The following is a 24376-nucleotide window of genomic DNA, read 5'->3' as shown; positions in this document are numbered from 1 at the left end:
ATATAATGTGAATTTGTTAACTTCAAAATGTTTTAACTTAAGGATTTTTGGAAATCTTCCATGTCGGGGGGAAGGGGACATTCAATGTTCATTTTTTCTTGGTTGAAGGGATGGGTGAATTCTAAGCGCAAAGCGTGTAACATAAGTCTTGGCGGAGCTGGTTTTTTTGGAGCAGCATAAATATCATCGCCATAGATTCCAAGGCCTTGTTCGGCTAAATGAACTCGGATCTGATGCATTCGTCCTGTTAAAGGTTTTGCCTCAACCAGCAATGCCTTTGGAAATTCTTGAAGCTTTTTAAAAAGAGTGTGGGCTTTGACTCCGCCCGAGCGAACCGAGTGCATTTTCATTTTCTTTAGTTCGGCATCGCGGGTTTCAGCTAAGTGGTTTTTTACTTCCCAAGCATCTGGGCATTTTTGTTTTTTGGTGAAGCAAAGATAGGTCTTCTGAATCAGATGCTTTTTAAAAAGGTTCGCTAACGGTTCGTTGGCTTCTTTGACCTTCGCAAAAATCATCAGACCTGAAGTATCGCGGTCTAAGCGATGATGCAGACCCAAGTAATTCGGGCCGCGTTCTTCAGTCAGTTGCTTTTTTAATTGCGTGAAAAAATCAGGACGACGCTTGTCCACTGTGGGCTGTGAAGGAAGTCCTGAAGGCTTTTCTGCGACGAGGAAGTATTCATCCTCAAAGAGGATTTTAAACATCATCGTTTGTTGATCATGCAGAATTCAAGATTGTCTTGAATATATTGGCGCTGCTGGGAAAGTTCTTCTTTGCTGACTTTATAGCGGCCGGCATCGCAGCCATAATTAGTTACAACTTCGTGGATGGTCTGAGCCTCATCCATGGTCATGTTTAATTGCCAAATAAGTTTTATCATCAGCCAATTTTTTACGTATTCGCAGCGATAGTTTAATTCAGGCGGAAGATATTGTTCAGGGCCGCGATCACCTTTTGAAGTGTTTTCGTGGACTGTTGCTGGCACAAGATGATTTTTATATCCAAGGTAGTTCGCATAAAGGCAGCGAGTTTTATAATCCCATTTCCACGCACCCGCCATATAGGCATGCTTTAACGGAACCATGTGATCGATTTGAATCTCGCGGGAATCAGTGGTTTCAATACTTGAATACGGATCTGTCCAACGTCCCGTATCGACCACGCATTGTTTATTGCCACGGTAGGTGACGTCGTCTGCGCTATCACGAACCAATACTTTAGCTCGCGTGTTCATGCAGGTGTCATCGGTAGGATCGTTAATCCAACGGCCGAAATGAAGTTTTCGAATGTAGGCTTCGGTTGGAATAGGGCGTTGTAAATTATGAAGTTGCCAGTTTAACAAACTGATGACTTTTTTTACTGTCGTCACAAACTTTTCAACAGCAAACTCTGCAGAATAATCAAAAGCATTTTCTGTGGTTCTTTTTTTTGAATCCACTTCTGATTGAGTTTTTTCGTTGATGGTCAGGTATTCGTTATAGACTGGAACTGGTCGGGCAACATGTGCAGTGTCGGAAGGGCGGGCATAGGCGGACAGTGCTGAAAACACTCCCCATAAAATCAATCCCGTTAGTTTAGTCATTCCGGTCCCCTCCGCGAATCGAAGTCATTAAGCCTTAGTTCGTAGATAGTTTCAACAAATCATTATGTTAGGGTTTCGTTACCATCGTGGGCTGTGCATTAAGTCCATTAAAGACGCCAAATATGCTTAAGCATTGAACAATATATAGGCCTGGGATGTCCAAAAAAGGCAGGGTGCAACATTGTATTTATTGTTCAAACCAAAGCATTTCGTTAAGCTTTTGATGTCTAACAAGGAGTAAGGCATGAACTTTAAAATGATTCTTTTGGCAGCTTCGGCAGTATTTATGATGGGCGCATGTGCGCATAAACATGCAGGTCATGAAGGTTGTGATTGTGCACAACACAAGACTGCGAAAAAGGGCTGCTCTGGAGAGTGTGAGACTGGGAAAACCTGCGCAGATTGCGCGGCTGAATCTAAATAGTTCTGGCCAAATAAAAGTGCGATTTCAATAAGCCCCCATACAACGGGGCTTTTTTTGAATGCGCGCGTAAATAAAAACATGTATATATTTAATCGTTTGATTTAATCAATTGATTAACTTTTTTCCCTGACATAACGTTAATGCCATGAATTCCAACAAATCCTTCAGCCCTGAAGAGTTGGGCGCCCGACAAAAAATAATGGACGCTGCCATTGAGCTTTTTGCTCGAGATGGACTTCATGGCGTCAGCACCCGGGATATTGCCAAAGCTTCGGGATTAAATCTAAGTCTTATAAGTTATTATTTTGGTGGTAAAGAAGGCTTGTATAAAACCGCCATTCAAGAATTCAGCGGAAAAATATTTGCCCAGATTCAAGAAGTCACCGACGAATTCGAACAAGATGAAGTCAGTGCAAAGTCCATTCAGCGCGCCATCATGACCCTGGTAAATAATTTTATCGATATGCGGGTTGCAAATCCTAACATGGCTAAAATCATGACTCGCGAAAAGCTAGAAGGTTTGCCATTTTGTCGAGAGATTCAAGAGCATCTTCTGACGAACGCAGGTGATAAAATGATTGCCATTATCACAAAGGGACAAAAAGCCGGCGTCGTAAGTAAGAACATCAATCCGCATTTTTTCATGGTGTATCTGGTGGAAGGGTTGTTGGGATATTTTAATATGTTTGACTGTAAGTGCACCTGGAATAGCAAGCTTTATAGTTTGCCGCAAAAAAAAGAACAGTTTGTTAAGCAAGTATCATTGTTGTTTGTAGAAGGGATATTGAAATGAAAAAGGGAGCCTTTGTAGGAATACTATTAGCACTATGGCAACCTCCAGCTCTTGCAATGAATCTTCAAGAGTATCTTAAGGCTGTCGAAAGCAACCATAGATTGATTAAGTCTTTCTCTGTTTCTACGGAGGCTGCGCAAGAGCGCAGACTTAGCGCAGATTTAGAGCTCAATCCGCGTCTGACAGCGGGTTTGGGTTATTTAAGTGACAAGAGCCCATTAGGACAATTTGCGATGTTGGGGGCCACAGAGACGACGGCTAAAGATCTAAAGCTAGGACTTGCCAAAAAGTTTTCAACCGGTACTTCAGTCAGCGTAGATGCCGCCGCCAATGAAGTTGAAAATGAAGGAACTTTGTTTGTTCCTTCATTACAGAAGTTTTCTTATGGCTCTTTGGGAGTCGGTATTTCCCAGTCACTTTGGAAAGATTCGTTTGGTCGCGCTACAAGACTGCGTTGGGAGCGTCAGGATGCCGCAACGGAAGCTGAAGTCGGTAGCTTTGACCTAAATAGAAAGCAGCTCTTGATCGAAGCGGAAAAAGCATATTGGGATTATATTTATTTAGATGAATATTTAAAAATCGGGCGTGCTTCCTTAGAGCGTGCGAAACGCATTGAAGCTTGGACCCGACGCCGAGTGAATGATGGGATCAGTGAGCGTGCCGATCTTTTATCAACACAAGCTTTGGTGGGGGCCCGCCAATTGGCGGTTATTTCTGCTGAAGATGATTTTGCAGCGGCTAAAAGAAAAATTCGGGATTTTCTTGAACTTTCTGATTCAGAAAATTTGCCTGAAATAACCGGGGATATTTCTTCATCTCGCAGTTTAAATTCAATGGTGAATGCAAAAGGCGGCAAAGTTATGGCTCTGGATGCCTACTTGGCTGCATTAACTGCAAAAGCGCGAGCTTTAGAGTCCCGCGAGATCGAAGATAACTTTCGGCCTGATATAGTCCTTTCAGGCTCCTATAATACAAATAATTTGCAACAGGATAAGACGATTTCTGAAGCAACTGCAAAGTGGACTGATTCATCTCTTCCGACATGGAAAGTGGGTTTGAACTTGACGTACGATTTCGATACTGACGTTAAAAACTCTGCTCAATCCGCAGCCCGTAAGAACGCTTTAGCGGCCAAACTGCAAAGCGAAAGAAAAATGCTCGACAGTGAAAGCGCTTGGATTGAACTCAACCGCCGTTATTCTGAAATGAGCAAAAGAATTGAAACAGCTTCTGAAATTGCGAAACTTCAAGTGGCAGCAGCAAAAGCCCAGGCAGATTTATTTAATAAAGGCCGTTCAATCACGGCCAATGTTATTAAAGCTGAAGAAGACGCTGCCGAAGCGGAATTGATGCTGACACGACTGAAATCTGAACAAAGAAAGATGGAGGCTCAAGGACGAATGTTTGTCGTCATTGAGGAGAACTAAAAATGAATTTGCCTAGTCTGTCGATTAAACGACCTATTTTTATTACTTGTATCGTATTGTTGATGCTGATCCTGGGTTTTTTCTCGTTAAAGAAAATGCCAGTGGATATGTTTCCGGATGTGACATTTCCGGTTCTGTTTGTGCAAGTGACTTACCCTGGTGCTTCGCCACTGGATTTAGAAAAGCAAGTTTCCAAGCCCATCGAAGATGAAGTGGGAAGTATATCAGGTCTTAAAACTCTGACTTCAAACAATCTTGATAGCGTAGCGGTTATAATCTTGGAGTTTAAGTTAGGCACGGACATCAAAGAAGTTGAACAAGAAGTTCGTAACCGTATCGGCAATATCCGCAGAGATTTGCCAGCGGATATTTATGAGCCCGTGATCCGCCGCTTTGACCCTGCCGATCAGCCCGTAATTACCTTGGCTGTTACTTCTGAACTTCCAGAAGGTGAAGCTTACGATATTGCGAGCGAGCTCATTAAGCCCCAATTTGAACGCTTAAACGACATCGGTCAGGTGGATATCTTCGGTGGTCGTAAGCAAGAAATTCACGTTCTTATTGATAAAAATAAACTTCAAGATCGTAAGATTTCGATGCTTCAGGTTTCACAAAGAATTATTGAAACCTCTAAAGATATTCCTATTGGGAAAATTGAAAATCCTAAAAATGAAACCACGCTAAGAACTTCCGGGGAGTTCACGGACCTAAAGCAAATTTCTGATGTGAACGTCAGCTTCGTAGGTTCTGATAAAGCCGTTCAAGTTAAAAACGTGGGCCGCGTGGTTAGAAGTCTTGAAGACCAAAAAACTATGGGTCGTATCAAAGGTAAAAAAGCCCTTTTGATGAACGTTTATAAACAGCGTGGTTCAAATACTGTGGCTGTTGCCGACAGTGTTAAGCAGAACATTGAAAAGGTGAATAAGTTCCTTCAAGAAAAGAACTTGAAGGCCGAAGTTACTTTAGTGCGTGATACTTCTATTCCAATCCGTATGAACGTTTATGACGTTCAAGAATCTATCATCATCGGTATTATTCTTTGCGTAATCGTGGTGTTTTTCTTCCTAGGCTCTGGTCGTTCGACATTCATTACTGCCATGGCTTTACCAAACTCGCTTTTAGGCGGATTTGTGATCATGTATGCCATGGGCTTCACTATTAATATTATGACTCTTTTGGCTCTTTCGTTGGCGGTAGGTCTTCTTATCGACGATGCCATCGTCGTGCGGGAAAATATTTTCCGGCACTTGGAAATGGGTAAAAAACCAAAAGATGCTGCTTTAGAGGGAACAAAAGAAGTAGCCATGGCCGTGATCGCAACCACCTTAGTTGTTATTGCGGTGTTTGGTCCGATCTCTTTCTTGCAAGGGATTATCGGTCAGTTCTTTATGCAGTTCGGTTTAACCATCGTATTTACAATGTTAATTTCATTGTTTGATGCCTTCACGGTGGCGCCCATGTTGTCTGCTTACCTTGCTCATCCAAATGAGCATGATAAGGGAAATGGCATTATCGGCCGCATGTTGAAAGCATTTGATCGCTTCCAAACTCGCCTTGAAGACTTCTATGAAAGAACATTGAAATACACCTTGTTCAATCCGAAGAAAGTTTTATTGGCGGGGACTGTGATCTTCTTTGGATCATTGGTGTCCATCGCTTTCATTCCGAAAACTTTCTTGCCGTCCCCGGATAACGGGGAGTTCGCGGTGACGATTGAGCTGCCAGTGGGTTCTTCTTTATTGGCGACTAGCAACTTCACTGAAAAAGTTGAAAAACTTTTCGAAGGGGACAGTGCCGTTGATATGGTACTTGCGATCATCGGAAATACCAACAATGAATCCAACAAAGCTTCGTTGTTCGTTCGTCTAGTCGAGCGTAAAAATCGCAGCATGACGACGACAGACTATAAAGAATCCGTGCGTGAAAAGTTAAAAGAATTTGAAAAGCAAGCGATCGTATCAATTGGTGATATCGATGCTGTGAACTCAGGACAAAAACCTTTGAACTTAAATATTCAAGGTGAAAATCTAGAAGAGCTAAATGCATACGCAGCGAAGCTTGTTGAAAGAATGAAAAAGATTCCGGGCCTTGTGGATGTTGATACGAACTTCCGTTCCGGTAAACCGGAATTCCATGTGGTCTTTGATCGCCAGAAGTCAGAAGCCTTGGGTGTTTCTACCGTGACAGCAGGTGCTGAACTTCGTAACCGCACGGAAGGTAACGAACAAGCGATTTATCGTGAAAAAGGAATCGATTATAAAATCCGTGTGCGTTTTGAAGAAATGTACCGCGATCTGCGTAACCAATTCTCTACGACTCTTGTGCCGAATTCAAATTACAACATGATTCCTTTAGCGAGGATTGCCCAAGGCGAAGACGCCTTTGGTTATTCGCAAATCAATCGTCAGAATAAAGGTCGTTACATTCAAATTTCTGGAAATATCGCCAAGGGCGGCGCCTTAGGTTCTATTTCTACGGAAATTGAAAACATCGTGAAAAAAGATCTGCCGCCACCGCAAGGTGTGGAATACGCTTTTCAAGGTCAGGCCGATGACTTTAAAGAATTGATCGCCAATATGTTATTAGCGATCTTCCTAGGTGTTACTTTCATTTATCTAGTTCTAGCGAGCTTGTATGAAAGTTTCATCACACCATTTTCGATACTTTTAGCTTTACCGCTTGCTATGACGGGTGCATTCTTAGCGTTATTGATCTTTGGTAAGACCATCGATATTTTCTCGCTTATCGGGATTGTGTTGTTGTTAGGGGTTGTGGCGAAGAACTCTATCTTGCTTGTCGATTATACCAATCAGTTAATTCATGAAGGGCTGGAACGAAATGCGGCGATTTTAAAAGCCTGCCGCACGCGTCTTCGTCCCATTCTGATGACGTCTTTGGCTTTGATTGCCGGGATGATTCCAATTGCTATTGGTCTGAATGAAGCGTCAGCAATGCGCACCTCGATGGGGATTGCGATCATTGGTGGTTTGATAAGCTCAACGCTTTTAACATTGCTTATCGTGCCAGCAGCCTTCGGATTCATCGAAGACTTTAAAATGTGGTTTAGGGCGAAACTAGCTAAGTTCACGGGTTATCAAGCCTAAAGCTAAAAAGGAGTCGAAAGACTCCTTTTTTATTTGTTAATTCCTCGGTTTTGCCGGTTTTTCTTATAGGGACGGCATGTTTGCCCTAACAGCTAGTTGACAGTAACTTGCATTTAGGACACAACTAGCTTTTAAGGTGGTACCGTGGACGAGCAGTTAGATCCGTTAGTGGAAGTAAAAAAAGACGAAGCAGCATGTTGTGAGGTGGATCACTCTGCCCATGAAACATTTGAACAGACCACGGATCGCTGGGATAAAATCGGAATTATTCTGTCTGGTATCTGTACTATTCACTGTCTAGCTACACCGATGGTGGCCCTTGCTGCTCCGGTCATGGGCGAGTTCTTTGAGCAAGAATGGGTTCACTTATTATTGGCAATGTTTGTAGTACCTGTAGGTCTTTTTGCATTCTGGTCAGGCTACAAACATCACCGTCAAATCAAAGTTTTTGCTTTAGGTATCCTAGGGATTTGTTTGGTCGCTAGCGGATTGATGGCGCCCCATTTCTTGGAGCACCTCTTCAGCCACGACGTCGTTACCATTGCAGGAAGCATCTTGCTGGTCACAGCCCATGTCCTCAATCGGCGCGCCTGTCTCTGCCACCGTCATTAAGCTATTGTGGTGAATATAGTAAAGGGCTCCGTTTTTAATTAGCGGAATGACTTTTTCAGCAATAGCTTCAGAAACTGCGGGGCAGCCCCAGCTGCGGCCTAATCGACCATTCGATTCAAGAAAGTCCAGAGAAACATAGGACGCCCCATGCATCACGATATCGCGAACATAGGCGTTGTCGTTGGTTTTTTCTAAGCCGTGCAAGTACAAGGTGTTTCCGTGTTTCCCGGGAAATGATGAGCCTGTGATGTAAAATCCTAAAGAGCTTTTTTTTGAATCGACTGTATTGGAGAAATATTTTGCGACATTGCCGCCGGTATTTATCGCATGGGCAACAAAGTACTTATTAATCTCTCCGGTCTTTAGGTTTAAAAGATAAAGCCGGCGTTCTGACGAGGGCTGATTGTAATTAATAATAACGGCATAGTTTTTATTTAGGATTGTTTTCTTTGTCGTTTCATCATGAAGCTTCACTTTGAAGCTGGCTTCCGCATTCTTTTCCAGAAACTCAAAAGTCCTGCGCAGGGCATCTAATGGAACACCTTGATCGGCGTAGCGTTGAAATAAAGTTTGTTTATCGACTTCTTTTGCCGACTCTTTTTCTGCTGCTAAGCCCTGAACTGCCAAAAGTAAAAGAACTGTTAATACGAAAATGTTTTTCATGTTGATCCTCATTTGTTGCTTCTAAATTTTTATTAGGAGTGCATTTGAAAAGTCTAATTTCGGTAAAGAAATGAGCATTAACGCAACGGAAGGTTGCGCCACATTTTGAAAGAAATTGAAAATAGTGGCGCTTTTGGGGTGTTGGATTAAATTTTCCAATTGAAAACTAAATGAAAGGTAATAGTATTGTTAATTGAAAATTCAATGGGAGGCATCGTGAACAATTCTAATATGAACCGTCGTGGATTTTTCTCGACACTGGTTAAGGTAGCGGGCGCATTTGTAGTCGCACCTACGGTTATCAATTCTGTTTTAACTTCAACTGCAGAAGCTCAGAAAAAGCGTGGCGCAGCCCCGGCAGCGGCTGGCGGAGCAATGCCAATGGTTGACCCCAATGACGCTGTAGCGAAGGCTGTAAAGTACGTTGAGGACTTCAAGAAGACGCCCGATTCAAAAGGCAACAAATGCCTGACTTGCAGTTTCTATGCGAAAAAAGAAACTCGTAACGGCAAAGAAGCAGGAACTTGCACAATCTTCGCTGGTAAATTGGTGTATGCGGACGCATGGTGCTCCAGCTGGAACAAAAAAGCTTAGCGGGTCGCCGATAAGGGCTCATCTGACTGCGTTGTGCGGTCTTTCGCTTCACTGCGACGTACCTTGCAGGTACGCCTCCGTTTCGCGAAAGATCCTCCGCCTTGCATATGAACCCTTCTCGCCAACCCTCGGTCCTCGTTTTGTTTTACTTGGCTAAAAAATAAAAAACCCGGTCGCTTTCGCTCCGGGTTTTTTATTTTTGTCGCTTTGGGGAGGGATCGCTGCGCTTTTCCCTTTTTTATTTTTGATCTCTTAGGGCTCTTCTTAGGATTTTGCCTACGTTTGTTTTTGGTAGTTCGGTTCTGAATTCTACTAATTTTGGAACTTTATAGTTTGTTAGTGTTTTTCTTGCGTGGGCGATTACGTCTTCAGGAGTTAAACCTGGGTCTTTTTTGACTACCACTGCTTTTACGATTTCACCGCTGTGTTCGTCGGGTACGCCGATGGCTGCTACTTCTAGCACGCCCGGGTGGCTTGCGATGGCTTCTTCGACTTCGTTTGGATAGACGTTAAAGCCCGATACTAGGATCATGTCTTTTTTGCGGTCTACGATTTTGAAGAATCCATCTTTATCGACGACGGCGATGTCGCCGGTTCTTAACCAGCCGTTGGTTAGAACTTTGTCTGTTTCTTCTTGTTTGTTCCAGTAGCCTGCCATGACTTGCGGTCCTTGGCATAGAAGTTCGCCCGGTTCGCCCATGGGTACTTCTTGGTCATCATCATTAACTAATTTTACGTCTGTATCTGGGAATGGAAGGCCAATGGTGCCTACGCGGTCTGTGCCGTCGATAGGGTTGCAACACACAACGGGTGATGCTTCTGTTAAGCCGTAACCTTCAACGATGGTTGAGCTTGTTAATGTCATCCATTTTTCAGCCACGGATTTTTGCAAGGTCATTGCGCCGGCAACGCTGATTTTTACTTTACTGAAATCGATGGTTGTGAATTCTGGATTGTTCATCAAAGCGTTAAACAAAGTGTTTACGCCAGCCATCACTGTGAATGGAGTTTTCTTAAGATCTTTGATGAAGCCAGGGATGTCTCTTGGATTCGTGATCAGAACGTTTTCAGCGCCATAACGAAGCAGACCCAAGCAATTCAATGTTAAGGCAAAGATGTGATAAAGCGGCAGGGCTGCGATGGCGATTTCTTGGCCTTCGCGCAATTTTGGTTTCATCCAGTCGCGAATTTGTAAAACGTTAGCAAGAACGTTTTTATGTAAAAGCATCGCACCTTTCGCGACGCCCGTCGTGCCCCCTGTATACTGAAGGAACGCGATGTCTTCTTGCGTGGTTTCGATTTTTTGTGATGGTTTCATCGCGCCTAATTGCATCGCCTGCAAATACGTGTAGGCCTGCGGAATGCTATAAGCCGGGACCATTTTTTTGATGTATTTAACTACTGAATTTACCAACAATCTTTTTGGTGCTGGGAAATGGTCACCGATTTCAGTGATCACAACGGATTCAATTTCCGTGTCTTTGATGATCTGTTCAAGTAGATGAGCATAGTTAGCTAAAATCACCACGGCTTTGGCACCAGAGTCTTTGAACTGATGCTGCATCTCTTTAGCGGTGTACAAAGGATTTGTATTAACGATGGTTAAACCGCTGCGCATAGCTGCAAACGCCACGACGGGGAATTGCAAAAGATTTGGCATCTGAATGGCGATGCGATCGCCTTTTTTTAGTTTCAGTTCGTGTTGCAGGAAAGAAGCGAATCTTTCTACTTCTTCGTTTAATTTTGAGAAAGTTAAGGAAACTCCCATATTCGTGAAAGCTTTGCGCGGACCGAACATTTGCACGGATTCTTCGTAAAGATCATACAACGACTTGTATTTAGAAAGGTCTGTCGTGGCAGAGACCTCTTTTGGGTAGTTTTTTAGCCAGATTTTTTCCATCTTCAGATCCCTTCAAAAATACAGTTTTGATTCCTTAGAAAAGTCTAGAGTATGGGCTTAAAGGTGGTAAAGGAAATTCTTGTTTTCAAAGTCTTGATTTGCAAGACTTAGGGAATGAAGCTTTGCGTGGTCTTATCTTTGGCGTTTTTCTTAATTTTACTTTCTTGCACACTGAAGGAAGAGCCTAAGGCCATTTCAACGCTTCCTCTGACGGGAATGACTAATAATGCAGCAAAGTCCGTGGTGCCAGAGGTAAAACCCGGTGATAAATCCCTTGAAAATTTCGCTCGCTACTTTGAACAAGCCGATGCGATTCACCGTGAAGCCTGGTGGGTCCTTTCTAATGAGCGTCGCCCCATGGGGAAATCTCCTTTTGGTAAAATTCAAAGAGCTTTATTGTCCTCAAATGGAATTAAATTATCTAACAAGTCTCTTTTTAGCTGTGATCGTTACTTGGTGAAAAGAGACATTCAAAGTCTGACCGGGTTCCCGCAAAAATTTGAAATTTTTGAAAAGTGCAGTACTAAGACCGATGCAAAAAGAATTGCGGAAGTGTTTGCAGCAAAAGAAGCGGATTTCTATGCGACCTTCTATTCTGAAAACCTTGAAGAAGTGTTAGGTCTTGGTGCCACAATTCTAAATAAAAACATTCGCTGTGATTTTAAGGGTAACGAAAAAAATCAAATAGTCAGTCTTAAATGTAAAGACTGGGCCCAGGATCGCAGCAAAGAGCAGATGGTGCGCCTTGATATATACGATTATGAAAAAGAAGGTAAGAATCTCATCAAACTGCGCGGTAAAGTTTATGAAAACCTTTCTGACATACGTAAAATCGAAGTGGATATTCCTTTAGAGGGAAAAATTAAAGTTTTAGAAACTGAACTATACGCTCCCGAAGCTACACCCGTTGCAACGCCTGCAGCGACGCCGTCATCCAGTCAAAGTCCGCCGCCAGCATCGTCGCCATCGCCTTCTGCGAAGCCAGAAGATCAAAATGCAGGGCCTGCGGTGTTAGAGCCTGGTGATCCTGCGCAGGATGAAACGGGGGCGCCATTGATTACTCCGTTGCCTGGTGTGGATCCTGATGTATTAATGCAGCGACAAAATAATGAGATGGTTCCGTTGGTACAACCACCAGGAACTGAGGAGATTCCACGTGCCCGCTAAGATTGAACTCGGTAAAAAAGTTCCTAATTTCAAAATCCCATCTTCCACCGGTGAAGATTTCAGCTTGTCTTCAAAAAAGGGAAAAAAAATTCTTCTTTATTTTTATCCCAAAGACAGCACGCCGGGTTGTACGACGGAAGGAATTGAGTTTAATGAACTGTTGTCCCAGTTTAAAAAGCAAAACACTGAGGTGTACGGTATTTCAAGAGACACTTTAAAGTCCCACGATAAGTTTATTTGTAAGTATGACTTTAAGTTCGAGCTTCTGTCTGATGAAAGCGAAGAGCTGTGTAAAATCTTTGACGTGATTAAAGAAAAGAACATGTACGGCAAAAAAGTGATGGGTATTGAGCGTAGCACTTTCATCATCGACGAAGATCAGAAGCTTGTGGGTGAGTTTCGTAAAATCAAAGCGCAAGGCCACGCGGCAGAGATGCTAAAGTTTATCAAAACTTTGAAATAGGAACTTCTTGGAAAAAAAAGGGAGTCATTCGACTCCCTTTTTCCTAAGGTAACATTCCGGCGAAGCCTGTTGTTGGCGATTTAGTAATGGAAGCTCATGCGATCGCTCATAGATTTCGGTAACGGTGGCACCTGTGAGCGCGGAATAAAGAACGTCGTCAAGTTAAAGAAATCCCCAAAGATCTTGTGCTTCGCTGTGGCTTCTGCCAAGTACTTGTGACCTGAAGAACCGCCAGTTCCAATCTTTTGACCTAACATGCGCATCGCCATCAGCGCATGACGATAGCGCCATGTAGTCATCGTCTCATCGATATCTAAAAGAGCACGGATGATTCTAAACGGAGTTTGAAGAATCGGTTGATCGCGATAAAGCTGAATTAACAAGGCCGCATGCATAGCTTTGTAACTAAGACGGAATTGGCCTTCGCCACGCAATTTTTCAAAAGCGGATTCATCAAAAAGGGCGTCAAAACTTCTAAGTGTATTTGTTAGACCTTCGATGTTTCTTTTTTTATCTTCATCACTCAAACGAGTGTTGTTGTTCACAGTGGCGATGTCTTCGTTAAACATCGTAGTCACTGCATTTTTGTACGTATCCCAGAAATTGAAGTTTTCATCCTGCAGGAATGGTGTGCGTGCTAACCATTTTTCTAAAGAATCAAATAATGAAGAAGAATTTAAAACGGATTGAATTTCGTTTTGTTGTTCTTCCGTTAAAGACTTAAAGAACGGTGCTTGATTGTAAGCAAGGCGATCGCCGATGCGCAGACCTAACTTCGTTTCAATCAAACGCCATTGAAAGCTTTGAAAGCCAGAAGCTGGATAAAGCATGTCGCGGAAATCTAGGAAATCCAGCGGAGTCATAGTTTCTAAAACATCCACTTGGCCAATGATCAATTTTAAAATGCTAACGATTCTTTCTAGGCGGGAACTTGCCATGCCCATTTCAGTTTCTTCGATTTGATCTTTCTGAAATGTCTTAAGGACAGCATCTAATTCGAAAATAATTTGCTTAAACCAAAGTTCGTAGGTTTGGTGAACGACGATGAAAAGCATTTCATCATGGGCAGGCTTTTTGTATTCAACACTCTTTGGATGTTGCGAATTTAACAAAGCATCTAGGCCCAAATATTTATGATAATGCACCGGAGGATATTTCATCGTGCCAGCTCCTTTAAAATTTTAGCAAATCCGTCGATGTCTTCTTTTTGGGTGTCCCAAGAAGTCATCCAACGGCATTCAAATGTGTTTTCGTCCCACACATAGAAAAAATAATGTTCTCGTAAGGTCTTTACCCAAGCACTTGGTACTTTAGCGAAGACCGCATTGCTTTGCGGGACCTCGCGAATTTCCACGCCTGGAATATCTTTGACGGCATTATAAAGATAATGGGCCATCTCGTAAGAATGATTCGCGATCTTTTGCCAAAGATCTTGTTTGAAATAGGCTTCAAATTGCGCAGCGATAAAGCGGGTTTTAGAAGGCAGTTGCGCGCACTGTTTACGGATGTACTTAAAATCAAGGCTTAAGGACTTGTTTAAGAACACCACAGCCTCGCCCATCATCAAACCATTTTTGGTTCCACCGAAAGAAACGGCATCGACGCCTAGTTCGGTCGTGAATTCTTTAAATGATTTTTTTAAGTGAATGGCGGCGTTCGCTAAACGAGCTCCATCAACATGCACATAAAGCTTACGATCTTTCGCCCAAGTGATCAGAGTTTTTAATTCTTCCATGGAATAAGTGGTTCCTAATTCCGTAGGTTGGGTCAGACTTAAAACTTGAGTTTGTGAATAGTGTTGGTCGCCTCTGCGGATGAAGGCTTTTTCAAGCTCTTCCACAGTCAGCTTTCCATTCACCGAAGGAAGTGCGATCAATTTGCAACCGGCCATGTATTCAGGGGCACCACATTCATCAACATTAATGTGGGACACGTCAGAACAAAATACAGATTGATGGGGCTTTGCCAAAGCTCTTAAAGCGGTTACGTTGGCGGCAGTTCCGTTAAATACAAAAAACACTTGGGCTTCAGAGCCAAACTGCGCACGAAACTCTTGATTGGCTTTTTCTGTCCATTCATCTGTGCCATAAGCCGGGGCATGCTCGACATTGGCTGCCTGCAATGCCGCCAGGATCTGCGGGTGAGTGCCAGCATGATTGTCACTGCCAAAGCCGCGCTTCATGTTCTAGGCCTTACGAAGAGAATTAAAGATATAGTTATGCAGGATCAACGCAGCCAATTTGCTGGTGCGATTGTCTTGGTCTAAAGGGGGCGACACTTCATAGATACCGACTCCACGCACATCAAAATTGGCAATCAACCAATTTAAAGAAACTAAGAAATCTTTGGTGAAGAGCCCCGTCGTCCAAGATTGGCTGCAGCCAGGAGCTTCACTAGAAGTGAAAGCATCAATGTCGACACTAAGGAAAACTTTTTTCTGCTCTTTGCCTTGCATATACTGTTGCAAAGTTTTTTGCAGTCCCTGTTCATTGATGTGATCCAAAGTAAAGATGCTAGCGCCTTTATCTTCGGCCCACTTGATGTGCGCTTTGCTGTTGCACTGGTTTTGAATGCCAACTTCCGCAAAGTCCACTTGGCCGTTAAATTCTGAAAGCACGCGATGAAAAGGAGTGCCAGAGTTAAAGCCCTTATCAGTCGGGCGAACATCCATGTGGGCATCAAAATTGATCAAGACAGCATCGTTCTTAAAGACATCTAGAAAGCCAGCGCCATCGCAGTAACCATAGTCATGACCCCCACCTAAAGAAATCCAGCGTTTGCCAGACTGGGCGATAGTTCTTGTGGTTTCGCGGGCCTTTTCGTGGCGTTCGCCAATTTTCTTTTCTTTATCCACCAAATCGCCAATATCCAAAATTTTTGGAAGAGTTGTCGACTGTAAGTGAGGAGTCATTTTGTAAAGATAAGTGCGAATTTCACGGGGAGCTTGTTGAGCGCCTGGCCGGCCGCCATTAAGCGAAATACCTTCGTCATCGGGAAAGCCGATGATGGCGAAGTCGTAGTCGTGTAGAGAGAGTTGAGACAGGTCGCCCTTATGAAGGACCTGGACGCATTCACCAAGACGTGGATCTTCTTTATCGTTTTTGGTGAAAAGAAGATGTTTGTCGATGGGATGAAACCAGCTCATTATTTCAGGTCGCCCCACTTAGCTAAGCGCAGGGTTTTAGTCACTTCGCCGTTATCTGGATCATAGATCTTCATAACAGCTGTTCCTTTGTTGAATTGAATCGTCGCAAAGGTCGTACTTTTTGTATCAGAAAGAAAAACAACCCATTCCTTACCCACAGACGGAGTCACGCTGTAACGGTAATTAATTGGATCCGCAGTTCTAAATGAAATGCCCAATTGGAATTCTTTTAACTTGATTGGGTAGTAGCTTAAAGAATTAAAATCCTTCACAGTGATGATGCCTTCATCGCTGTACCAGTAACCCAACATTTTGCGAAGACCGACGTAATCAATGCTGTCGATATGAGCTGTGCAGCTGTCGTCGTTTAAAACGCCCGAAGCAGTCACGGCATCGCCAGTTGAAAGTTTGCGAATGCTGATGGCAGCATCTTCTGTTTGTGCATTGATTGTATAACGATAACAAGTGGCAGAATTAGTGATCAACACCACGCCATTGGTGTTACGTTCAACATTCCCAACAAGAGGTTGAGATGCGAAAGCACCAACTGAAACAGTAAGGCTGAGGACGAAAAGCAATAGTCTCATGCCCCACCTTGTTCCATGGCTCGTGAGTCGGGTCAATAGTATTTCTACTCGAGCTTTTGACAGATAGAGTCAACTGCTAAATTAAATAGCATTTTGCCGTGTTCGGGCGTGCACAGGCTGGGATTTGAACCCATTCTTCCATCGGGAAAGGCTTCGCGAAACTCTTTTGGAGCCATTGGCCAATGCGGGCGATCTTTGGTTGGTTGAAAGCTCATCGCGGGAATTTCTTGGTACGCTTCAGGGTGAGTGTACATTGTCACAGAGATTTCGCCGCAAGTAGCGTGGAAACCATTTTCGTTACCAAAAACTTTGCTTTCGTAAGCAGTCACTTCTGGTAAATGCCACCAGTTGAATAATTTAATATCAAAAGTTTCTTTGTCTTGTTTGGCTTGGCAGAAAGCGGAAGTCAATGGCGCGATATTGCCGCCATGGCCGTTGATGAAAGTAAATTTGCTGAAACCATGCTTTCCCAAGCTTTGTATGATTTCAGTGATCACTTGGATGTAAGTGATCGGTGAAAAGCTGATGGTTCCCGGGAAAGCCATGTGATGAACGGCCATTCCAAAACACAGTGGCGGAGCTACCATGGTTTTTGTTTTTTCGCCGACAGCTTTCGCAATTTCCCATGATGAAAGGTAATCGATACCGATGAGTCCCGTAGGGCCGTGTTGTTCCGTGGATCCCACGGGAACGATGATGTGTTTGTTAGATTTTAGATATTCTTCAACTTGCACCCAGGTTTTTTCTTGCAGATTCATCGACATTGCTTGCTCCAGTGCCTTCAGTGCAACTAAGATATCCGCAAATGTCTACAGATAACGAAACAAGTCAGTTATGTTTTCCTTTGCAAGGTCCCATTCCGGATTCTGAAGTGCTCATTGTGCGTGATCTTGACGTTGTGGGCGTAGGTTCTTTGCGCCGCCAACAAATTGAGGAACTGCAAAAAACCAAACAATTTATTTTGCAGACCTACGAAGACTTGATCAGTGATTCTGTTCTAGAGATTTATCGCGCAGAGCTTTTACGAACTTTACAATGGCTTCGCCCTTTACAGTCCGTGATAGGGTCTGATCTTGATTTAGAAGAAGAGCATAAGAAGATGTTTGCGCGAATTTTTCCGCGCACGCAAAAAGCCTTGGGCTTTACGGGAAATAAAATCTGCACGGCCTATCTACAAGAAATGGACTGGAGCAGTTGGCTTTTACAAGATCATTGGCGCTATTTCGTAGGATTCTTGCGCGGCAAATTCCCAGAGAAAAAAGAAATTCTAGAACTTGCACATTGGGAGTGGGAGCAAGCTTGGCTTGAAGTACAGCCCTTTGATACGGAAGTTTTAGAATCGGGATTGATTTCGACCAGCACCAGTTTGCAGATTGTGACCCTGACAACGAATAATAGCTATCTTGCACGGGATGCTGGCATGTATGGCCTGGCTTACAAGAAAAACGCAAAAAATATTTCCGAGCGAACTTTAGATATCTATGAAGCAAAGCTTCTGGATCTTTTGCATGAAGATCGCAAGTACACGGAAGATCAATTGATCGAAGCTGCTATGATCAGTGAAGGCCTGCCAGAAGCATTAGATAAAAGTCGCTGGCAAAATAAAGTGCAAGCTTTAGCCGACGGTGGCTTCTTGGTTCGATAATTCAAAAGGGGCGCTAAACCCCTTTGATAATTTCACCTAAAAATTGAATGTGTTGCAGTGGATGTTTACCCACGTGATCCAACATCAACTTTTTTGCGGCTTCGTTTTTCGCCACGTTTTCAAAAGTAATCAAACGGTCCAAAGCATTCGCTGACGAAACGATCATTGCCAATGGATCTTGATCTTTTTCTTTAAGTCCTTGGGGGCCAGATCCATTAATTGTCTCTTCATGCTGCGCAATGATGTTAATGACTGAAGTATCAAAGTGTTTCTTGTCGCGAACCTTATGTGCGCCGTCGACAGGGTGTTTCTGCCACATGTCTTTATCGCTCGCAGACATTTTATCCAATGGCTGATTCACGTTCAAAGCTGAGCCTTGATGGCCATAATCATGCAATAGCGCGCCTAAGGTTAGTAGCTGCATTTTCTTGCTATCGGTGATTCCCAGTTTCTGAGCTAAAGCCACAGAAAGCGTACTTACTGTAACCCCATGATGGGCAATGTTTTTATCAGCATTATCAATGTTCAGAATATTAGAGACGGCTTGAGCATTCGTAGTAATAAAGTTGACGTATTTGCCAGCAGAGTCTTTCGCGTAATTATACGCTTCCACGTTTTCTGGATTTTCAAAAACTTCTTCGACATTGCTTTGTTGGGACCCTTGAATGATTTCTGCGCGGGTTTTTAAATCGTTTTTTGAATTGTCATCATAAGCGCCTTCGATATTGCGTTGAAGGTAACCGCGATAGTTCAATTCCTCGGCAGAAAGGATGTACATTTTTCGAAGTTTTTTGTCTACGAGACGTTTTAAACGATCGCCCTCAAAGCTGTCCCCACGACGAAGGTAAAGTACCATTTTCTCGTTGATCTTAATGTAAGCATTAAAATCAATTTTCTGATCGCCTCTGAGAGTGCTTACACGAATAGAAACATAATCCATTGCCTAGAGTGTCCTTCAATTGCTATCGTTTTTGTATGTCTATAGATAAAGCAATTGTAGAAGATTTCGTTGATGAGTCAAAGACCTTAATTCCAGAGATGCTCGACTTATTGGAAAGTATTGAAGGGGACTTCACGCAAGTATTAAAACTTGCAGATTATGGTAACCTTGTTGACCGCATTATGGGTGGAGCAAAAAGTTTGGCATTGATGGCTTCTGAAGATCACGCTTTGCACATGATTGCTGATTACTCGGCAGTTTGTAAAGCGGTCGGCTACAAGGCTTCCCAAATAACAGCGAATAAACAGTTTTTTAATGTGTGTGTGGGATTATTACTGGATGCCACAGAAACTTTAGAAGTTTTGCTAGAGAACATCAATCAAAGCACTTCTGAATTAAAGCAAAATATCCCAGAGGCTTTCATCGAAAGATTAAGATGGGTTTCTAGCCAATTTAGCGAGGAATATAAATCAAGCGTGGGGGCGGGAAGTAGTCAGAAGATGGCGCAGACCGATATCGACGATTTGCTGAAAAAACTCGGTCTTTAGACGTTATCGTCAGCCAATTTTTTTAAAGTCCACTGGGCGAGTTCGCCCAGTTTTTCATGTTCAAGTAATGCCTTAACTTCTTCTGAAAGATTCTTTAATTTGCGATTTGCCACGACAATCAAGGCATTGCGCTTTAAACCAAAAGAACCTGCCCGTGCAAGCGGAGTACCGTTAAAATCCTTGGTTAGTTTTTTCCCTGAAGAGCTAAGGATGTACTTTAGGTCATCCGCTAGTAAAGATTCACTTGAACTGTCTAAAGAAAGTACTTTGTCGATGTTTAATTGCCCTTTAAAAACTTTTTGATTCCAAGGGCAGACGGTTTGGCAAAGGTCGCAACCAAAAAACCAATCACCGATCATGGGACGCAGTTCTTCGGCAGGAACTTGGCGGGATTCAATGGTTAAATAGGAAATACATTTTCGTGCATCCATCCTTTTAGGCTCTAAAAGTGCGCCGGTCGGGCAAATATCAATACATCGAGTGCAGGTGCCGCAAAAATCAGGAAGCGGTTCGATCTCGGTTTTAAGCTGCAAAGAAGTGTAAATTTCGCCGATGAAAAACAGACTGCCTTTTTTCGGATGGATCAGACAGGTGTTTTTCCCCACCCAGCCAAGGCCGGCTCTTTTTGCTAAATCCCTTTCAAGCACGGGACTGCTATCGGTAAATGGCAAAAATTCCTCTGCCGGAAAAATTTCCTGAAGGCTTTTACAAACAGAAAGCATTCTTTCTTTAAACCAGAAATGGTAGTCCATCCCTTGGGCATACAAACTAACTCGCGCATTCTTTATCGGGAAATCGGTCTTCTTTTCTGGATGTGGATAGTAGGGGATGGCGAAAACCAATGCGCTTTGGGCCCGAGGCCATTTGCTTGTAGGATCTTCTTTGATCGGGGCGTGGTCTTCTAGGTATTTCATATCGCCATGAAGTCCTTCGGCGATCCAACTTTTATAAAATTCAAAACTTAAAGGTTTGTCCAATGCCGTGAAGCCGAAATGGGAAAAACCCAAATCTTCCAGATTTTCATCAATCAGAGATTTTATCTCCTGTGGCGTCACGCGAATCTTCTCTTTCTTTCAGGCCGCAGTTTTTTTAAGATAGTGGAATGTCAAAGGTGCAAGAGCTTCTAGAATCCCATCCCCATTGGCCCGCGGTGAAGGCTATCTACCATAAACTGGATAGTCATGGCTACAAGGCCTTTTTAGCCGGGGGCTGCGTGCGCGATGCTTTGCTTTCCATTCCTGCCAATGACCTGGATGTGGCAACAGATGCGACTCCAGATCAAATAGAGGCCCTTTTTGATAAAACCGTGAACGTTGGTAAAGTTTTCGGGGTCATGCGGGTTTTGCAAGATGGAGCGGATATTGAGGTTGCCACCTTCCGCACCGATGGCACCTATGCTGATGGGCGCCGCCCTGACGAAGTCCATTTTTCATCCCCTGAAGAAGATGCCAAACGCCGTGATTTTACCGTGAATGCTCTGTTCTACGATTTGGCGCAAAACAAGGTTTTGGATTTCGTACAAGGGCAAGAGGATCTTAAAGCGCACACCTTGCGCACGGTGGGAATTGCAGAGCAGAGATTTAAAGAAGATCACTTACGCTTGCTGCGGGCCGCTCGCTTTGTTGCGCAACTGGATTTTACTTTAGAAAATAAAACTTACCTAGCTTTGCAGACCATGGCAGCGGAAGTAAAGACAGTCAGTGGAGAGCGTTTAAGAGATGAAATGATCAAGCTTTTAAAGTCTAAAGCCGTAGCAAAGGGCTTAAAGATCATGTCGGATTCAGGCCTTCTTCGTCATCTATTTCCGTTTCGCGAAAGGGATAATTCTTGGCAGGGCACTTTCGGTGGCACTGAAGATTGGCAGCTATTGTCTTTGTTCTTTAGAAAAGCTGAAATTCAGGAAGTGCAAAGCAGTTTGCAGATGCTGCGTTTATCAACCAAAGATTTGCGTGCTATCTTAAGAGCATGGACAACGTTTCAACGACCTGAAGAGTTTTTGCATTTGCGTTTGGGCTTACAACTGCAAGCCATGCAAGACCCCGGTATCGCTTTTGTGTTTGAAGTTTTAATTCAAGAGCAACACGCAAAAGCTGCTGAAATGAAGAATCTTTTGCAAGCTTATAAGACCTTAGGAACTTTGCCTGCGCCGCTATTAACAGGTGAAGATGTGAAAGGCCATCTGCAAGGAAAGTCGATAGGAATTTGCCTGACTGAAGCTTACTGTTTGCAATTGGAATCTAAAATTACAACTCGTGATTCGGCACTGAATTGGTTGCAGGATTATTTAAAGAAAGAGTCAAATGGATAAGGTTTTTGTTCCCAGCACGTGGAAGCGCCTGATTGCGCATTTTATCGATCAAATGATCCGCGTGATTTTTTATCTTCCGTTTATCAAAGTGTTTTATCTTTTGATTTTTACCGATGACGAAGTTCATATTTCATTTTTGCAGCTAGGTTTATTTTTATTGATCCCTGCCATCTATGAGATGGTCTTTTTGATGATGATGCAGGCGACACCCGGAAAGTGGCTTTTAGGGTTGAAGGTTGTCCCTTTTAATAACCCTTATGAAAAGCTTGATTGGCAACAATGTGTTCTGCGCCCACTTGTGCAGCGTCTGAGCCTGTTTTTTTCCCTGGCGATTTATGCATTAGCGTTCTTTAGATATGATCGCACCCATTTGGCTGACTGGGTGGCGGAAACACGGGTGGTGCAGTTTAATCCGCGCATCAATCGCCCGCGTATCCGTTGGTTTGTGGGAACATTATTTTTGCTTTTCTATATTTACGAAGGAATCATCTCGGCCCAAGGTTTCTTGAAGACGGTGGATTTTAAGACTAAAACTTTAAATGTGCGCGCTTTGGTTGATACAGAAGCTTTAGATGAGCTGATGGAACAAAGGGAATCAGGCTTTTAGTTTTTTGAAAATTTGTGTGGCAGAAATTAGATCCACGTCTCCGCTGCCTTGAACTGCATTTTCTTTTAAAAGAGCTAATGCCTGAAGGGGAGTGGCTGCCTGCATCTTATCTTGAAGAGCCGTCAGTTCGTGGAAACGAAAGGCAAAACTTAAAAGTTTGCTAACGTCACTCATGGTTTGTTGGTTTAATTTCTTCGGGAATCCGCTACCGTTGCACAGTTCACGGTGTTGACCGATGGCTTCAGATGTTTCCACGTTCAATGGAACCTTTTTACTTTTCACCATTATCACAGAACGGTCCGGGTAAAGATGAAATTGATCCTTTTCTTCCGGCGTATACTGTTTAAAATCTTTTTCAGCTGTGGTCGGATGCATTTGCGAAAGACCAATATTGTGAAGTAATCCTGCCATAGCGATGTTTTCGCGTTTTTCAGCATTCCAACCTAATAGCTGGGCAAAAAAGGCGCCATAGGCCGCTAGACAAATACAATCATGATAATTCGAGCGAGAGTTGCCAGCATAGCGAAAGATCTCTTTAGCAAGTTCGTCAGTGTTCATATCTTTACACAGCTCAAGCTCGGCGATGATGCCTTTGCACTTTTCAGTAATGATGCGACCCTCTTGGAAATCCGTCGGCGCATTGTTGAAAAACTGAGTCATGATTTCGTAGATGGACTTCTTAGTGCGATGAAACTTTTCCGTCATCGAAATCGGAAATTGCCCATTTCTTAAAGTCAAAACCTGCCTAGCATATTCGAAAAACGCTTTCATCTCTGTTTTTCGAATGTACATTTGCTGTTTTAGGCTATGGAATTTTTCAAGCTGCTTTTCTTCAACTAATCCGCCTTTTTTTCTGATTAAGACAGAGCGGTGATTGGCAGGCAGATGGACGAAAACATCAAAGTTGATTTCAACCTCAGAATCCAAGTCGCGCAAATCCACTGGCATTAAAGCGGTGATCGGGATGTGATCCCCAGTCATTTCAATGGGTGCTAATTGCAAAACCATGTCTGAAATGAATTCGCGATCAAAAGAGATGTGCATGATTTCGTCACAGCCATTTTTTCTAAGGACGTTGAAATCCAACGGCTGTTGAAAGGCGTGCAAAACGATCACGCGGGCCTTTGGGTATTTCATTTTTGTGGATTGCACCCACTCATTCGTGACATCAAAGCCCGCTTGTCCATCAACCAAAGCAAGCAGGGGATCGAATGTCGCTTCATCCTCGTCCAGCATGTCGCTGGGGTCCGAGAATTTTTTAAGTTGGTAGGGATAGTACCCTTTAAGTATGGCAGTGACCGAATTCCAGAAGGAATCTTGCGAAGAACCGACAAGAATGTCGACGGTCACTGCGGCCTGGCTCATTATTGCTGAACCATGATCTCCACGTGGAAAGTTGAACCGTCTGTCACATTAAATGGAATGACAAGAGTGGCACCTTTTTCAGCGTGGGTGATATTGAAAGTTCCGGAGATCACCGTAGGAATAGCCATTTCAAACTTATAACCAAGTTCGTTCAGGCTGGTCTTAGCGCAACCATAGATCATGTTCGTAAGTTCACCGACAGCGTCAGAAACTTCCGGAGTGATCTCTTCGTATTTTTCGCCAAGCATGTTTTCGATGATTGCGAAGATCGTTTGTTTTTTGAAAGAGATGATCAAGCTTCCCTTCATAGGAGGAGCCACCATTCCCACCATACCAGCGATGTCACCCTTAGGCGCAAATGTTGGTTCGATGAAAGGCTTGCCGGGAGTAGCATCTGTGGAAGCAATCTCTTTTAATGTTCTTTGAACTCCATTTACAAAAGCCGTGATAAGGCGTTTATCAAAGAGGGGGTTCATTGGAGTTGGAGCAGCAGACATGTTCT

At 43.3% G+C, this 24376-nt stretch carries 24 protein-coding genes and 1 pseudogene; 12 read left to right on the top strand and 13 right to left on the bottom strand.

The genetic code is table 11. From position 1 onward, the window contains the following. Window positions 1-32: 32 nt before the first annotated feature. The gene (locus MNR06_RS04270) at window positions 33-707 is read right to left on the bottom strand and encodes an RluA family pseudouridine synthase (RefSeq protein WP_243538987.1); all 675 of its coding nucleotides are present in this window, start codon (window positions 705-707) and stop codon (window positions 33-35) included. Beyond that, window positions 704-1582 carry a GmrSD restriction endonuclease domain-containing protein gene (locus MNR06_RS04265; RefSeq protein ID WP_243538985.1) on the bottom strand — a complete coding sequence of 293 codons (879 nt, stop codon included), beginning with the start codon at window positions 1580-1582 and terminating at the stop codon, window positions 704-706. Before MNR06_RS04265 ends, MNR06_RS04270 begins: the two co-directional genes overlap by 4 nt. A 244-nt stretch (window positions 1583-1826) precedes the next feature. Between MNR06_RS04265 and MNR06_RS04260 the strand changes: the two genes are divergently transcribed. The 5 genes and pseudogenes from MNR06_RS04260 to MNR06_RS04240 form a co-directional block, all read left to right on the top strand. Next, complete coding sequence (locus MNR06_RS04260; protein WP_243538984.1) at window positions 1827-2006, top strand: hypothetical protein; 180 nt, start codon at window positions 1827-1829, stop codon at window positions 2004-2006. Between the two features lie 145 nt (window positions 2007-2151). Continuing rightward, the gene (locus MNR06_RS04255; protein WP_243538982.1) at window positions 2152-2799 is read left to right on the top strand and encodes a TetR/AcrR family transcriptional regulator; all 648 of its coding nucleotides are present in this window, start codon (window positions 2152-2154) and stop codon (window positions 2797-2799) included. Then, window positions 2796-4226 (top strand): TolC family protein, encoded by a 1431-nt coding sequence (locus MNR06_RS04250; RefSeq protein WP_243538980.1) that lies wholly within the window; start codon window positions 2796-2798, stop codon window positions 4224-4226. Before MNR06_RS04255 ends, MNR06_RS04250 begins: the two co-directional genes overlap by 4 nt. Before the next feature lie 2 nt (window positions 4227-4228). After that, complete coding sequence (locus tag MNR06_RS04245) at window positions 4229-7330, top strand: efflux RND transporter permease subunit (protein ID WP_243538978.1); 3102 nt, start codon at window positions 4229-4231, stop codon at window positions 7328-7330. 309 nt (window positions 7331-7639) lie between these two features. Beyond that, window positions 7640-7858: pseudogene (locus MNR06_RS04240) on the top strand (MerC domain-containing protein); the annotation flags it as partial. On the opposite strand, the gene MNR06_RS04235 reads toward MNR06_RS04240, so the two are convergent. Next, entirely contained in the window at window positions 7793-8605 is an 813-nt protein-coding gene (locus tag MNR06_RS04235; RefSeq protein WP_243538976.1) for a murein L,D-transpeptidase catalytic domain family protein, read from the bottom strand. The pseudogene MNR06_RS04240 and the gene MNR06_RS04235 overlap by 66 nt on opposite strands. A gap of 216 nt (window positions 8606-8821) precedes the next feature. Here MNR06_RS04235 and MNR06_RS04230 point away from each other — a divergent pair, with 216 nt between their 5' ends. Continuing rightward, window positions 8822-9199 carry a high-potential iron-sulfur protein gene (locus MNR06_RS04230; protein ID WP_243538974.1) on the top strand — a complete coding sequence of 126 codons (378 nt, stop codon included), beginning with the start codon at window positions 8822-8824 and terminating at the stop codon, window positions 9197-9199. 238 nt (window positions 9200-9437) lie between these two features. Here MNR06_RS04230 and MNR06_RS04225 read toward each other — a convergent pair whose 3' ends face one another. Continuing rightward, window positions 9438-11099, bottom strand: a complete 1662-nt coding sequence (locus tag MNR06_RS04225) for an AMP-binding protein (RefSeq protein WP_243538972.1) — start codon at window positions 11097-11099, stop codon at window positions 9438-9440. 114 nt (window positions 11100-11213) lie between these two features. Here MNR06_RS04225 and MNR06_RS04220 point away from each other — a divergent pair, with 114 nt between their 5' ends. Continuing rightward, on the top strand, window positions 11214-12266 hold the full coding sequence (locus MNR06_RS04220; protein ID WP_243538963.1) for a hypothetical protein: 1053 nt from the start codon (window positions 11214-11216) through the stop codon (window positions 12264-12266). Further along, window positions 12256-12729, top strand: a complete 474-nt coding sequence (locus tag MNR06_RS04215) for a peroxiredoxin (protein WP_243538962.1) — start codon at window positions 12256-12258, stop codon at window positions 12727-12729. The genes MNR06_RS04220 and MNR06_RS04215 overlap by 11 nt, the downstream gene beginning before the upstream one ends. A gap of 80 nt (window positions 12730-12809) precedes the next feature. Here MNR06_RS04215 and MNR06_RS04210 read toward each other — a convergent pair whose 3' ends face one another. Genes MNR06_RS04210 through MNR06_RS04190 form a run of 5 tightly spaced genes read right to left on the bottom strand, consistent with a single transcriptional unit; the run spans window position 12810 to window position 17225 of the window. After that, window positions 12810-13889 (bottom strand): tryptophan 2,3-dioxygenase family protein, encoded by a 1080-nt coding sequence (locus MNR06_RS04210; RefSeq protein ID WP_243538960.1) that lies wholly within the window; start codon window positions 13887-13889, stop codon window positions 12810-12812. Next, window positions 13886-14911 (bottom strand): threonine aldolase family protein, encoded by a 1026-nt coding sequence (locus MNR06_RS04205; protein WP_243538957.1) that lies wholly within the window; start codon window positions 14909-14911, stop codon window positions 13886-13888. Before MNR06_RS04205 ends, MNR06_RS04210 begins: the two co-directional genes overlap by 4 nt. A 3-nt stretch (window positions 14912-14914) precedes the next feature. Next, complete coding sequence (locus tag MNR06_RS04200; protein WP_243538955.1) at window positions 14915-15874, bottom strand: formimidoylglutamase; 960 nt, start codon at window positions 15872-15874, stop codon at window positions 14915-14917. Beyond that, window positions 15874-16461, bottom strand: a complete 588-nt coding sequence (locus tag MNR06_RS04195) for a hypothetical protein (protein WP_243538953.1) — start codon at window positions 16459-16461, stop codon at window positions 15874-15876. The genes MNR06_RS04200 and MNR06_RS04195 overlap by 1 nt, the downstream gene beginning before the upstream one ends. A gap of 44 nt (window positions 16462-16505) precedes the next feature. Further along, window positions 16506-17225 carry a creatininase family protein gene (locus tag MNR06_RS04190; RefSeq protein WP_243538952.1) on the bottom strand — a complete coding sequence of 240 codons (720 nt, stop codon included), beginning with the start codon at window positions 17223-17225 and terminating at the stop codon, window positions 16506-16508. A 41-nt stretch (window positions 17226-17266) separates the two neighbouring features. Here MNR06_RS04190 and MNR06_RS04185 point away from each other — a divergent pair, with 41 nt between their 5' ends. Further along, window positions 17267-18106 (top strand): hypothetical protein, encoded by an 840-nt coding sequence (locus MNR06_RS04185; RefSeq protein ID WP_243538950.1) that lies wholly within the window; start codon window positions 17267-17269, stop codon window positions 18104-18106. A 13-nt stretch (window positions 18107-18119) separates the two neighbouring features. Here the strand turns inward: MNR06_RS04185 and MNR06_RS04180 are convergent, their stop codons facing one another. Next, window positions 18120-19046, bottom strand: coding sequence for an HD-GYP domain-containing protein (locus MNR06_RS04180; protein WP_243538947.1), 927 nt, complete (start codon window positions 19044-19046; stop codon window positions 18120-18122). A 35-nt stretch (window positions 19047-19081) separates the two neighbouring features. Here MNR06_RS04180 and MNR06_RS04175 point away from each other — a divergent pair, with 35 nt between their 5' ends. Then, window positions 19082-19594, top strand: coding sequence for a hypothetical protein (locus MNR06_RS04175; RefSeq protein ID WP_243538946.1), 513 nt, complete (start codon window positions 19082-19084; stop codon window positions 19592-19594). Here MNR06_RS04175 and queG read toward each other — a convergent pair. Then, window positions 19591-20649: a tRNA epoxyqueuosine(34) reductase QueG gene (gene queG / locus MNR06_RS04170; protein ID WP_243538943.1), complete on the bottom strand. Its 1059-nt coding sequence runs from the start codon at window positions 20647-20649 to the stop codon at window positions 19591-19593. The two genes, MNR06_RS04175 and queG, sit on opposite strands and share 4 nt — an antisense overlap. A gap of 47 nt (window positions 20650-20696) precedes the next feature. Between queG and MNR06_RS04165 the strand changes: the two genes are divergently transcribed. Beyond that, window positions 20697-21902 carry a CCA tRNA nucleotidyltransferase gene (locus MNR06_RS04165; RefSeq protein ID WP_243538941.1) on the top strand — a complete coding sequence of 402 codons (1206 nt, stop codon included), beginning with the start codon at window positions 20697-20699 and terminating at the stop codon, window positions 21900-21902. Then, window positions 21895-22509 (top strand): RDD family protein, encoded by a 615-nt coding sequence (locus tag MNR06_RS04160; RefSeq protein WP_243538939.1) that lies wholly within the window; start codon window positions 21895-21897, stop codon window positions 22507-22509. Before MNR06_RS04165 ends, MNR06_RS04160 begins: the two co-directional genes overlap by 8 nt. Here the strand turns inward: MNR06_RS04160 and MNR06_RS04155 are convergent. Both MNR06_RS04155 and MNR06_RS04150 read right to left on the bottom strand, forming a co-directional pair. After that, window positions 22498-23874 (bottom strand): HD-GYP domain-containing protein, encoded by a 1377-nt coding sequence (locus tag MNR06_RS04155; protein ID WP_243538937.1) that lies wholly within the window; start codon window positions 23872-23874, stop codon window positions 22498-22500. The genes MNR06_RS04160 and MNR06_RS04155 overlap by 12 nt on opposite strands. Continuing rightward, window positions 23874-24371 (bottom strand): chemotaxis protein CheX, encoded by a 498-nt coding sequence (locus MNR06_RS04150; RefSeq protein WP_243538935.1) that lies wholly within the window; start codon window positions 24369-24371, stop codon window positions 23874-23876. The genes MNR06_RS04155 and MNR06_RS04150 overlap by 1 nt, the downstream gene beginning before the upstream one ends. Window positions 24372-24376 lie beyond the last annotated feature (5 nt).

It is taken from the genome of Bdellovibrio reynosensis (genome assembly GCF_022814725.1).
GTDB lineage: Bacteria > Bdellovibrionota > Bdellovibrionia > Bdellovibrionales > Bdellovibrionaceae > Bdellovibrio > Bdellovibrio reynosensis.
Note: the sequence above shows the minus strand (reverse complement) of the source record. Positions and strands in the feature narration are given on the sequence as shown.